A 12,085-nucleotide genomic window follows, 5' to 3' on the forward strand; every position below is an offset into this window, starting at 1 on the left:
AAGCTTTTCAGGACAATCCTACAGTTGCAGGATCAGAGTCTTCAGCGGTGGCTGTTGGTCTTGTGAGGGAAAGTCCGCACCGGGTGTCATCACTTTCCAGTCGCGTACAGGCCGGCCGGCCTTTTCGGCGCAGCGCAAGACCTGCTCGCGCCAGTCATCCATGCTGACCTTTGCCAGGTTATTGCAGCAAATCAGTACGCCATTGTCGGCGGTGGCGAGCAATGCCGGTTTGAGCAGGCTTTGGTAGTCACGCAACAGGTCCACGGTCCCAAAGGCGCTTTTGGCCCAGGCCGGCGGGTCGAGCAGTACCAGGTCATATTGACGTTGTTCCAGGCGCGGGTAGCTGGGCAGCTTCTGTCCGCGACGCTGAGTGATCGGCAGTCCCGCCAGTTGGCGAATGGCAGGGAAGTAGTCGGACTGTACAAAGGTCATTTTCGACAGCTGTGGGTTCAACTCGCCGTTTTCTTGGCCGACGGCCAGGTTGCCCTCGGCAAAGTCCAGGTTGCATACCTCGCGGGCTCCACCGGCCGCTGCGCTGAGGCCGACGCCACAGGTGTAGGCAAACAGGTTCAGCACACTTTTGCCGGCACTGTGCGCCTTGACCCAGCCACGGGTGTTGCGCAGGTCCAGGAACAGCAGCGGGTCCTGCCCGGGGTGGCGGCCGCGCACACGGTAGTTCAGGCCCCACTCGTGGCCGACCAGATCCTCCAGGGCCGCGGGTTCGGCGCGGTATACCGTGTCTTCCCGGTCGATCCGCGAGTTGCCGCGGGAGCGGTCGTTATAGACCAGCAGCAACTCCAGGCCCAGGTACTGGTTGATCATCAGGTGCAGTTGCTGTAGCGCATCGCTGTCCAGGGACTGGTGAAAACTCTGCACCATCAATTGCGGGCCGTAACGGTCGATGGTCAAGCCACCGGCGCCTTCCTGGCTGCCATGGAACAACCGGTAGCAATCGGTGCCTTGGGCATGCAGCTCGGCGAGCAGGTCTTGACGGTGATCGAGGGCGGCGCGCAGCGCCTGATTCAGGGACGACATGGAGCGCGCCTTGCTGGGGAATTGAAGCGCGCAAGTTTAACAGCTCCTGTGGGTCCCGGCTTTTGTAGGAGCGGGCTTGCCCGCGAAAAACTCGATATCGCCGCGCTTCGTCAGGCTTATTGCGTCAGCGTTGACGATTTTCGCTGGCAAGCCAGCGCCTACAAGGGGTTGCGTCGTTACAGCAGGCCCATTCGCCTGTGGGCGCGCTGCACCGAACCATTGCGCATTGCCCAACGCAGCAGCGGTGCGCTGCGCTTGACCCCGGCGCGGATCAGTTGGCGTTGCAGTGGGCTTTGTTGCTGGCCAAGCATGTCGCTGGCCCAGCCCGGCAGCAGGTCGATGCCGGCCTGCATCATCAGTGCGCCGAACGGCTTGGCCAGGGTGCTGGGGGCCGGGGCATTGAGCAGTAGGCGCAACACTTCGTGGCTGCGCTCGTCACACAGCAGTTGTGGACGAATTCGTTGCAGATAATCCGAAATTTCCTGCCGTGAGCGCGGCACATGTCGTGCCCCCAGTTGCTCGGCGATCAAGGCGATCTCGCTGTAGTACCGGTCCTGATCCCGAGGCGATAAGTCCGGGTTTTTGTAGCGCAGGTGCGCCGCCAGAAAGCTGCTGACTTCGGCGACATGCACCCAGGTCAGTAATTGCGGATCGCTGGCCGCATAAGGACGCCCGTCAGGGGCATGCCCGACCACTTGCAGGTGGATGGTACGCACTTTTTCGATTAGCCACTCGGCATCGCGCCGCGAGCCAAAAGTGGTGCCGGAAATAAACTGCGAAGTACGCCGCAGGCGCCCGAGCATGTCCTGGCGAAAGTTCGAATGGTCCCACACGCCGGCCAGCGCCAGGGGATGCAGCGCCTGCAACATCAAGGCGCTGATACCGCCGATCAGCATGCTGCTGAAATCACCATGGACCTGCCAGCTTACCGAGTCCGGCCCGAACAGCCCTGGATCGCCCTTGGGGCTTTCCAGGTCCAGGTTTCCCAGGGACAGGCCTGTCAGGCTCATCAACTGGGATTCGATACGGTTGCGCAGAAATTCCATGGTGGCTTGGGGGTTCCTATCGGTTCAGGCGCTTGTCGATCAGGCCATCGACCACGCTGGGATCGGCCAGGGTCGACGTATCGCCCAGGCTGTCCAGCTCGTTGCAGGCGATCTTGCGCAGGATACGCCGCATGATCTTGCCTGAGCGGGTTTTGGGCAAGGCCGGTGCCCATTGGATCAGCTCGGGCTTGGCGAAACTACCGATTTCCTTGCTGACCAGTGCCAGCAGGTGCTTTTTCAGCTCGTCGCTGGGCTCGACGCCATTCATCGGCGTGACAAACGCATAGATGCCCTGGCCCTTGAGGTCATGGGGATAGCCGACAACGGCCGCCTCGGCCACCTTGTCATGCAGCACCAGGGCGCTTTCCACCTCGGCGGTACCGATGCGATGGCCGGAGACGTTGATCACATCATCGATGCGCCCGGTGATCCAGTAGTCGCCATCCTCGTCGCGCCGCGCGCCGTCGCCGGTGAAGTAGTAGCCGGGGTAGGGCTTGAAATAGGTGTCGATCATCCGCTGTGGGTCGCCATACACGCTGCGGATCTGCCCCGGCCAACTGGCTTTGATCGCCAGGACGCCACTGCCGGCGCCGCTGATTTCCTTGCCCTGTTCGTCGAGTAATACCGGCAGTACCCCAAACATTGGCTGGGTCGCGCAGCCGGGCTTGATGCGCTGGGCGCTGACCAGCGGGCTGAGCATGATGCCGCCGGTCTCGGTCTGCCACCACGTATCGACAATCGGGCAGCGCTGCTCGCCGACGGCATTGAAATACCATTCCCAGGCTTCCGGGTTGATCGGTTCGCCGACACTGCCGAGCAATCTCAGGCTAGCCCTGGACGTGTTCTCCAGCGGACCATGGCCCTCACGCATCAGGGCCCGCAGGGCGGTGGGTGCGGTGTAGAAAATATTCACCTGATGCTTGTCGATCACCTGCCAGAAGCGCGAGCTGTCCGGGTAGCTCGGTACGCCCTCGAACATCAGGGAGGTGGCGCCATTGGCCAGTGGCCCGTACACGATGTAACTGTGGCCGGTCACCCAGCCGACGTCGGCGGTGCACCAGAACACCTCGCCTTCGCGGTAGTCGAGCACGTACTTGAAGGTCATTGCCGCTTGCAGCAGATAGCCACCGGTGGTGTGCAGCACGCCCTTGGGCTTGCCGGTACTGCCGGAGGTATAAAGGATAAACAGCGGGTCTTCGGCATCCATCGGCTCGGGCGGGCATTCGCCGCTGACCGCGTCAACGGCTTGTTGATACTTGAGGTCGCGCCCCTCGGTCCAGGCCACGGCGGCGCCGGTACGTGCTACCACCAGTACCGTCGTGACATTTGGGCAACTGGCCAAGGCCTTGTCGACATTCTGTTTCAGCGCCACGGGTTTACCGCCGCGTACACCTTCGTCGGCGGTGATCACCGTGCGGCAGTCGGCATCGAGAATACGATCGCGCAAGGCATCCGGTGAGAACCCGCCAAATACCACCGAGTGCACCGCACCAATGCGCGTGCAGGCCAGCATCGCGTAAGCGGCTTCTGGAATCATCGGCATGTAGATACACACCCGGTCGCCTTTCTTCACGCCACGGCTTTTCAGCACATTGGCCAGGCGGCTGACGTTTTGATGAAGTTGGCGGTAGGTGATTTTGGACGACTTTGCCGGATCGTCGCCTTCCCAGATGAAGGCCGGCTGATCGGCACGCTGCGCCAGGTGCCGGTCAATGCAGTTGTAGCTGACGTTCAACTGGCCGCCGGCAAACCACTGTGCGGCGCCGGTGTGGATGTCGCAGTGCTGGACGGTCTGCCAGGGCGTGACCCAGTCGAGCAAGGCCTTGGCTTGTTCGGCCCAGAAGGTGTCGGGGTTCTCGATAGATTGCCGATAGAGGCGCTGGTAGTCCTCTTGGCCCAGTTGTGCAGCACGGCGCACGGCATCGGCATGGGGAAACTGGCTGATATCGAACATACAGGGATCCTTATTCTTGTTATGGCCACAAGAGCGTAAACGGCCCCTATAGGAGCCGTTTATGCAGGTTCAATCCCTGATTGTAGTGCCGATCACCTCAACCGCGGTGACGACCACGGAAGTAGTTGATCAAGCCTTGGGTCGAGGCATCGTCGGCCGTGCTTTCCTCGGCGCCTGTCAGGCGGTTGTAGACGCCCTTGCCCAGCTCCTTGCCCAACTCAACACCCCATTGGTCAAAGGCATTGATGCCCCAGATGACGCTCTGTACGAACACTTTGTGCTCATACATCGCCACCAGCGCGCCCAGGCGACGCGGGCTGATCCGCTCGACCACCAGGGTGTTGCTTGGGCGGTTGCCCGGGATCACTTTGTGCGGGGCCAGTTTCTGCACTTCGGCTTCGGCCATGCCTTTGTCGCGCAGCTCGGCTTCGGCTTCGCTAAGGGTCTTGCCGAGCATCAACGCCTGGCTCTGGGACAGGCAGTTGGCGTACAGCCATTGGTGATGGTCGGAGACTGGGTTGAAGCTGACGATTGGCACAATGAAGTCGGCCGGGATCAACTGGGTACCCTGGTGCAGCAACTGGTGGTAGGCGTGCTGACCGTTGCAGCCCACGCCGCCCCAGATCACCGGACCGGTGTCGGTGGCAACCGGCGTGCCATCCTGGCGTACGCTCTTGCCGTTGGATTCCATGTCCAGTTGTTGCAAGTGCTTGGTGATGTTGCGCAGGTAATGGTCATACGGCAGGATCGCGTGGCTCTGCGCGCCCCAGAAGTTGCCGTACCACACACCCAGCAGGCCCAGCAGCACAGGCATGTTCTGTTCAAACGGAGCGTTCTGGAAGTGCTGGTCCATGGAGTAGGCGCCAGACAGCAGTTCCTTGAAGTTGGACATGCCGATGGCCAGGGCGATTGGCAAGCCGATGGCCGACCACAACGAATAACGGCCGCCGACCCAGTCCCACATCGGGAAGATGTTTTCTTCACGGATCCCGAAGGCCACGGCCGCCGCATTGTTGCTCGACACCGCGATGAAGTGGCGATACAGCTCGGCTTCCGAGCCACCCTGGGCCAGGTACCAGGCGCGGGCGGCCTGGGCGTTTTTCAGGGTTTCCAGGGTGTTGAAGGATTTTGACGAGACGATGAACAGCGTGGTCTCGGCGCGCAGCTTCTGGGTCAGTTCGTGGAACTCACTGCCGTCGATATTCGCCAGGTAGTGGCAGCGCACGCCTTTATGGGCGTAGGACAACAGCGCTTCGGAGACCAGCTCCGGGCCGAGGAACGAGCCACCGATGCCGATGTTGACCACGTCCGTGATCGGCTTCTCGGTGTAGCCGCGCCATAGGCCGTCATGAATGCGGCCCACCAGGTCGGTGATCTGGTTCAGCACTTTGTGCACGTCGGGCATGATGTTGGTGCCGTTGACCGACAGCTTGTCGCCCACCGGGCGGCGCAGTGCGGTATGCAGCGCCGGACGGCCTTCCGAAGAGTTGACCGGCTCGCCGTCGAACAGCGCTTTGATCGCGCCCTTGAGGTCGACTTCGTTGGCCAGGTCCACCAGCAGGTCGCGGGTTTGCGCAGTGATGAGGTTTTTCGAGTAATCGAGGAACAGTCCGCAGCTGCTCAGAGTGAACTGGGAAAAGCGCTGGGGATCGGCATTGAACGCTTCGCGCATGCTGAAATCCTGCATGGCTTGGCGATGTTGATTGAGCGCTTGCCAGGCGGGCAGAGCGGTAACGTCATGAGGGGTGCGGTAATACGCCATCGCTGCGGGTTTCCTTTTTATTACTGGGATTGCCTTTAGGACACTGCTGAACCCGGAACGTCCAGTCTTGTATCAAGGATTGGGTTCCAGACAGCGCTAACTATAACGCCGGGCGATTACATTAAACCTAGCGTGTCGATATGTCTTGGCTTTGTCTGTGCAGAGGTTGGTACTTTTTTATACCAGGGCCTGAGGGGCGCTACAAAACCAATGGGGGAGCAGGTTTGTGTGGCATTAGGGCTTGCCCGCTCCCACACAAGCCCGCTCGCACATTGGATTATCGCCAGCTTCAGGCGGGCAAATTGAGATGCAGGTTGTCGATCAACCGGGTCGCGCCCAGGTAAGCGGCAACCAGGATCACCACATCACGATCCTCGACAGTTGCAGGGCGCAGATGCTGGCCCTGGCGAACTTCCAGGTAGTCCATGCGCAGGCCGGCGGCCTCGATGTGCTGGATCTGTTCGGCGCGCAGTTTGGCAAAGTCACGTTCGCCGGCCTGGATCGCCGTGGCGATCTGGCTGAGGCTGCGGTACAGCACCGGGGCGATGGCGCGCTGTTCTTGCGTCAGGTAGCCGTTGCGCGAGGACAGCGCCAGGCCGTCATCGGCGCGCACCGTAGGCTCGCCAATGATCTGGATCGGCATGTTCAGGTCGCGCACCATGGCGCGGATCACCGCCAGTTGCTGGTAGTCCTTTTGCCCGAACACTGCCAGGTCAGGCTGGACCATGTTGAACAACTTGCTCACCACCGTCGCCACGCCCTCGAAGTGACCAGGGCGGCTGGCGCCGCACAGGCCTTCGGACAATTGCGGCACGCTGACCCGCGTCTGCACCGTCATGCCATCAGGGTACATCTCGTCGACTGTGGGGGCGAACAGCAGGTTGCAGCCGGCCACCAGCAGCTTTTCCTGGTCGGCGGCCAGAGTGCGAGGGTACTTGTCCAGGTCTTCGCCAGCGCCAAACTGCAGCGGGTTGACGAAAATGCTCGCCACCACGAAGTCTGCTTGCTCGGCGGCCCGAGTCACCAGTGTGGCGTGGCCGGCATGCAGGTTGCCCATGGTGGGCACGAAGCCGATGCGCTTGCCGGCGCTACGCGCGTGAGTGACCGCGGCCCGCAGTTCGCGCAGGGTTTTGACGGTGTTCATGCCGAGAATCCGTGTTCGATGCCTGGGAAGGTAACGCCTTTGACTTCGGCGACATAGGCGCTCAGTGCGGCCTGGATACTGTCCTGGCCGGCCATGAAGTTTTTCACGAACTTCGGTGCACGGCCGGTGAGGGCCAGGCCGAGCATGTCGTGCAGCACCAGGACCTGGCCATCGGTGGCGCTGCCCGCGCCAATGCCAATCACCGGGATTTTCACGGCCTGGGTGATTTCTTCAGCCAGTTCGCTCGGCACGCATTCGAGCACGATCATCGCCGCGCCGGCCTGCTCCAGGGCAATGGCGTCGGCCCGCATCTGCCGCGCCTGGGCTTCATTGCGGCCCTGGACCTTGTAGCCGCCGAGGATATTCACCGACTGCGGCGTCAGGCCCATGTGCGCGCACACCGGTACACCACGTTCAGCCAGCAGGCGGATCGACTCGGCGAGCCAAACGGCACCTTCGACCTTGATCATATGTGCCCCGGCCTGCATCAGCTTGCCGGCATTCTGGAAGGTCTGCTCAAGCGTTGCGTAACCCATGAACGGTAGGTCGGCGATGATGAAGGCGCCCTGGTTACCGCGCTTGACGCTGGCGGTGTGGTAGGCAAGTTCGTCTGTGGTGACGGGCAGTGTGCTGTCATTCCCTTGAAGAACCATGCCCAGGGAGTCGCCCACCAGTAGCACCTCGACGCCGGCCTGGCAGCAGGCATGGGCGAAGGTGGCGTCATAGCAGGTCAGCATGGCGATTTTTTCACCCTTGAGTTTGAGGCTCTGCAAGGTGGTCAGGGTAATGTCTGGCATGAAAAGGGTCCTCATTCAGGCGCTTGGAAACAGCGAGTAACGCGCGTGAGTCTTCGTTTATACAGGCGCACTTTCTTCAGAGCAGTGCTTATAAGGCCTGGATTGCGCCCTTCAGCGCCGGGTTGGCGGCAGCGGGACGCCTATAGTCGTGAGGAGGACTCTGGAAGTCAATTGGATGTGTTACCGCATTGTTACGAGTGGGGTGTTACCGCTGTTACTGATGCGATTGTAGGAGCGAGCTTGCTCGCGAAGAACATCTAGACAACGCGTTTAATCAGGCCGCCTGCATTTATATTGACGATTTTCGCGAGCAAGCCAAGCGTTCCAGGCCGACGAACGGGCATTCGGCGAGCAGGTCATTGAGTAGACGGCCGTCAGGCAGTTGCAACGTGGCAGGCGCCAGTTCAGCCAGCGGGTACAGCACAAAAGCCCGCAGATGCATCTGGTAATGAGGCACCTTGAGGCGCGCCTCATCGATCAGGCGCTCGCCAAACAGCAGGATATCCAGGTCCAGGGTGCGTGGGCCCCAGCGTTCAAGACGTTCGCGGCCCTGATCGTTCTCGATGGCTTGCAGTGCATCCAGCAGTTCCAGCGGCGCGAGGGCGCTGTCCAGCGCCGCCACGGCATTGGTATAGCGCGGTTGGCCCTGAAGCAGGGAATCACTTTGATAGAAGGCAGAGACACCCGCGACTGTGGTGTTCGGCAATTGCGCCAACGCCTCTATGGCGTTGCGCAATTGCTGCTGCGGGGCAGCGAGGTTGCTGCCCATGCCGATGTAGATACGCTCCACCGTGCTTACTCGCCAGAGGTATCGGCGGCACTGCGTTTGCGCTTGCTACCGCTGCTGCGACGGCGCTTTTTCGGCCCGTCGCCAGTGGCTTCGCCTTTGCTGCTGAGCTCACGAATCATCTCGCGGCGTTCGCTGTCATTGGCGTCCTGGTAGTCGGTCCACCATTCGCCCAGGCCATCGGTCTGTTCGCCAGCGCTTTCACGCAGCAGCAGGAAGTCATAGCCGGCACGGAAGCGCGGGTTGTCCAGCAGCAGGTCGGCACGTTTGCCACTGCGCCGTGGCAGGCGCTCCTGCATGTCCCAGATCTCGCGGATCGGCATGGTGAAACGCTTGGGGATCGCGATGCGCTGGCACTGTTCGGCGATCAGTTCGTGCGCCGCTTCCTGCATCGCCGGAATCGGTGGCATGCCGCGGTTCTGCAGGCGCAGTACCCGGGCTGGCAACGCAGGCCAGAGCAGGGCAGCAAACAGGAACGCCGGGGTCACCGGTTTGTTCTGTTTGATCCGCAGGTCAGTGTTGATCAACGCTTCACTGATCAGGGTGTGGGTGTACGTCGGGTTGTGCTCCAGTGCATCGGCGCTGGCCGGGAACAGTGGGTCGAACAACTGCAGGTCCACCAGCATTTCGAACGTGTCGGCGGCATGCCCGGACAGGAACAGCTTGAGCACTTCCTCGAACAGGCGCGCCGAGGGGATTTCCCGCAGCATGGGTGCCAGTTCGCGAATCGGCGCGGCCGTGTGTTTCTCGATGCCGAAGTTCAGCTTGGCGGCAAACCGCACGGCCCGCAGCATGCGCACCGGATCTTCCTGGTAGCGCTGCGTGGGGTCGCCGATCAGGCGGATCAGGTGATTGCGGATATCGTGCACGCCGTTGGCGTAATCGAGAATGCGTTCGCTGACCGGATCGTAATAAAGGGCATTGATGGTGAAGTCGCGACGTTGCGCGTCTTCTTCCAGGGTGCCGTACACATTGTCCCGCAGGATACGTCCGCTTTCGTTGCGGGAAGACTGGTTGCTGTCTTCCTCTTCATCGTTTTGCGGGTGGCCCGCGCGGAAGGTCGCGACCTCGATGATCTCGCGACCAAAGTGGATGTGCACCAACTTGAAGCGCCGGCCGATGATCCGCGCGTTGCGAAACTCGGCACGCACTTGTTCGGGCGTGGCGCTGGTGGCGACGTCGAAATCCTTGGGAGTGATGTTGAGCAACATGTCGCGCACGCAACCGCCGACCAGGTAGGCCTGGTAGCCAGCGTTCTGCAGGCGTTCGACGATGTTCACCGCATAACGGCTGAACTGGGCGCGCTGCAGCGAATGTTGATTGCTGTTGAGCACTTCAGGCGTGCTGCGAATGTGTTGCGTACGACGCAAGGGGGAACGGAATGACTGGAACAACTTCTTCAGCATGGGATGCACTGTTTGAAGGAATGTTCGGCCATAACGAAGAATGACCGCATGATGGGCCGGGATTCTAGCATTTAGTCAGGGGATGGTGTAGGAACTAGCTGCAAGCGTTGAGCCAGAGGCTTAAATAAGCCGGCGTGATGCTCAAATTGCAGAAACTACAAGGGGAGCCGAAGCTCCCCCAGAAAGTAGTTGCGTGCTCTATTTTTATTATTGATTTCGGGCTTCTTGTTTTTGTTGATCGCCCTCGCCATGAGATTTGACCTTCATGACACTCCCAATCGGGAGTCAAGAGCAAACGGATTGCTTTGGTCGCTGTGTTGCTATGATCAATGATCCAACCAGTTCAGGCTCTGCCTTAGGGCAGTTTTTGTTGTTCTCGGCCTGGTTGCGGGGCAAGCCCCAAATGCAACGCCTCTCCAAAAGAATCAGTTAGCTGCGCCTCCGCCGTGTTGTTTTTATTATGCGTGAGTCGATTCGTCTTATTTTTATTGTGTGTGTACGTTGCTTTTTATTGTTCTTGTACTAAGCATATAGCAGGGTGCGTGCCAACTTTTGCAAACCCCAGCAAAACAAGGGGTTTTGCCGGTTATGGTGGGTTTGGCAGGCATAAAAAAGCCGGGGCTTCGTTACCGTAAGCCCCGGCTTTTTGTTACGTGAATATCTGAGGTAACAGTTTTTTCACGTTTGGGGTGTTACCCGATGTGAGCTGGCCTCAGCTTTCGCTGGCAACCCCGGTCTTGCGCCGTGGAATGCCCAGGCGCTGGCGCCGCTCCCACAGGCATTTGCGGCTGACACCCAGTTTGCGTGCCAGTTCGGTCTCGGTCATGTGGTCCTGGTGCTCCAGGACGAAGTGCTGGAAGTAGTCCTCCAGGGACAAGTCTTCCGTGGGTTCGTGGCTGGTGTTACTGCCGCCCTGTTGCGGTGCCAGGCCAATGAAGTCGTCATCGTCCAGGTCGCTCAGTTCGATATCGATGCCCAGCAGCTCGGCGGAGATCTGTGGGCTCTCCGACAGGATCACCGCGCGTTCCACGGCGTTTTCCAGCTCGCGCACGTTGCCAGGCCACGAATAATGGCGGATGGCCTGTTCGGCGTCGGCCGCAAACGTCAGGTCGGTACGGTTGACCCGGGCGCTCTGGCGCAACAGGAACGCATTGGCAATCTCGTTGACGTCGGCACCGCGTTCACGCAGGGCCGGCAGCTTGAGGGCGATCACGTGCAGGCGGTAATACAGGTCTTCACGGAACTGGCCGATTTTCGCCAGGCTTTTGAGGTCCCGGTGAGTCGCGGCAATCAGGCGCACGTCGACTTTTTGCGACTGTACCGAGCCGACCCGACGAATCTCACCTTCCTGCAGCACCCGTAGCAGGCGCGCCTGGGCTTCCAGGGGCAGTTCACCGATTTCGTCGAGGAACAGCGTGCCGCCGTCCGCCGCTTCTACCAGGCCGGCGCGTCCGGCGCTGGCACCGGTAAAGGCACCTTTCTCATGGCCGAACAGTTCGGATTCGATCAGGGATTCGGGGATCGCCGCACAGTTCACCGAGATCATCGGTGCCTTGGCGCGCTTGGACAGGTTGTGCAGGGCACGGGCCACCAGTTCCTTGCCGGTACCGGACTCGCCCTGGATCAAAACATTGGAGTCGGTGGGCGCAACCTTGCGGATCTTGACGTACAGGTCCTGCATGGGTGGGCAGGAGCCGATGATGCCGATTTCGCCATTGCTGTTGTCCACGCCTGGCTTGTCGCTGCCATTGGCGGCCTTGCCGGCAGGTCGTTCAGCGGGTGCACTGCTGGCCGACTGACGGTCACGCAGGATACGGGCTACCGCCTGGAGCATCTCATCGTGATCGAAGGGCTTGGCGATGTAGTCCACCGCGCCCATCTTCATCGAGTCGACCGCCGAGCGCAGGCTGGCATAGCTGGTCATGATCAGCACCGGCGTGCCCTGGCCCAGCTTGATCAGTTCGGTGCCCGGTGCGCCAGGCAGGCGCAGGTCACTGACGATCAGGTCGAACGTGGGAATGCTGAAACGCTCCTGGGCTTCCTGCACCGAGCCGGCTTCGCTGACCTGGTACTGATTGCGTTCAAGCAGGCGACGCAAGGCAGAGCGGATAATGGTTTCGTCTTCGACGATCAAAATGTGCGGCATTGATTCAA

General features: G+C 60.7%; 9 protein-coding genes. All 9 read right to left on the reverse strand.

Features of this window, described 5'->3' with window-relative positions:
* Positions 1-18: 18 nt before the first annotated feature.
* Positions 19-1,035, reverse strand: a complete 1,017-nt coding sequence (locus tag H097_RS24040; protein ID WP_032862921.1) for a class I SAM-dependent methyltransferase — start codon at positions 1,033-1,035, stop codon at positions 19-21.
* A gap of 176 nt (positions 1,036-1,211) precedes the next feature.
* Positions 1,212-2,081 (reverse strand): oxygenase MpaB family protein, encoded by an 870-nt coding sequence (locus H097_RS24045; RefSeq protein ID WP_032862922.1) that lies wholly within the window; start codon positions 2,079-2,081, stop codon positions 1,212-1,214.
* A 16-nt stretch (positions 2,082-2,097) separates the two neighbouring features.
* On the reverse strand, positions 2,098-4,035 hold the full coding sequence (gene acs, locus H097_RS24050) for an acetate--CoA ligase (protein WP_032862924.1): 1,938 nt from the start codon (positions 4,033-4,035) through the stop codon (positions 2,098-2,100).
* Positions 4,036-4,132: 97 nt separating this feature from the next.
* Positions 4,133-5,797: a glucose-6-phosphate isomerase gene (pgi, locus tag H097_RS24055; protein ID WP_032862925.1), complete on the reverse strand. Its 1,665-nt coding sequence runs from the start codon at positions 5,795-5,797 to the stop codon at positions 4,133-4,135.
* Between the two features lie 289 nt (positions 5,798-6,086).
* Positions 6,087-6,941 carry a pantoate--beta-alanine ligase gene (gene panC, locus H097_RS24060; protein ID WP_032862927.1) on the reverse strand — a complete coding sequence of 285 codons (855 nt, stop codon included), beginning with the start codon at positions 6,939-6,941 and terminating at the stop codon, positions 6,087-6,089.
* On the reverse strand, positions 6,938-7,738 hold the full coding sequence (panB, locus tag H097_RS24065) for a 3-methyl-2-oxobutanoate hydroxymethyltransferase (protein ID WP_032862928.1): 801 nt from the start codon (positions 7,736-7,738) through the stop codon (positions 6,938-6,940). Before panB ends, panC begins: the two co-directional genes overlap by 4 nt.
* 289 nt (positions 7,739-8,027) lie before the next feature.
* Positions 8,028-8,528, reverse strand: a complete 501-nt coding sequence (gene folK / locus H097_RS24070; protein WP_032862929.1) for a 2-amino-4-hydroxy-6-hydroxymethyldihydropteridine diphosphokinase — start codon at positions 8,526-8,528, stop codon at positions 8,028-8,030.
* Between the two features lie 5 nt (positions 8,529-8,533).
* Positions 8,534-9,931, reverse strand: a complete 1,398-nt coding sequence (locus H097_RS24075; RefSeq protein WP_029298948.1) for a polynucleotide adenylyltransferase PcnB — start codon at positions 9,929-9,931, stop codon at positions 8,534-8,536.
* 712 nt (positions 9,932-10,643) lie between these two features.
* Positions 10,644-12,077, reverse strand: coding sequence for a sigma-54 dependent transcriptional regulator (locus H097_RS24080; RefSeq protein WP_032862930.1), 1,434 nt, complete (start codon positions 12,075-12,077; stop codon positions 10,644-10,646).
* Between the last annotated feature and the right edge of the window lie 8 nt (positions 12,078-12,085).

The sequence above is a fragment of the Pseudomonas sp. FH4 genome (assembly GCF_000510915.2).
In the GTDB taxonomy this organism is placed as follows: Bacteria; Pseudomonadota; Gammaproteobacteria; order Pseudomonadales; family Pseudomonadaceae; genus Aquipseudomonas; species Aquipseudomonas brenneri.

Excerpts from the sequence above, each read along its gene's own strand:
- H097_RS24075 (WP_029298948.1), bottom strand. The coding sequence starts at position 9,931 with ATGCTGAAGAAGTTGTTCCAGTCATTCCGTTCCCCCTTGCGTCGTACG.
- panC (WP_032862927.1), bottom strand. The coding sequence starts at position 6,941 with ATGAACACCGTCAAAACCCTGCGCGAACTGCGGGCCGCGGTCACTCAC.
- H097_RS24040 (WP_032862921.1), bottom strand. The coding sequence starts at position 1,035 with ATGTCGTCCCTGAATCAGGCGCTGCGCGCCGCCCTCGATCACCGTCAA.
- H097_RS24080 (WP_032862930.1), bottom strand. The coding sequence starts at position 12,077 with ATGCCGCACATTTTGATCGTCGAAGACGAAACCATTATCCGCTCTGCC.
- pgi (WP_032862925.1), bottom strand. The coding sequence starts at position 5,797 with ATGGCGTATTACCGCACCCCTCATGACGTTACCGCTCTGCCCGCCTGG.
- panB (WP_032862928.1), bottom strand. The coding sequence starts at position 7,738 with ATGCCAGACATTACCCTGACCACCTTGCAGAGCCTCAAACTCAAGGGT.
- H097_RS24045 (WP_032862922.1), bottom strand. The coding sequence starts at position 2,081 with ATGGAATTTCTGCGCAACCGTATCGAATCCCAGTTGATGAGCCTGACA.
- acs (WP_032862924.1), bottom strand. The coding sequence starts at position 4,035 with ATGTTCGATATCAGCCAGTTTCCCCATGCCGATGCCGTGCGCCGTGCT.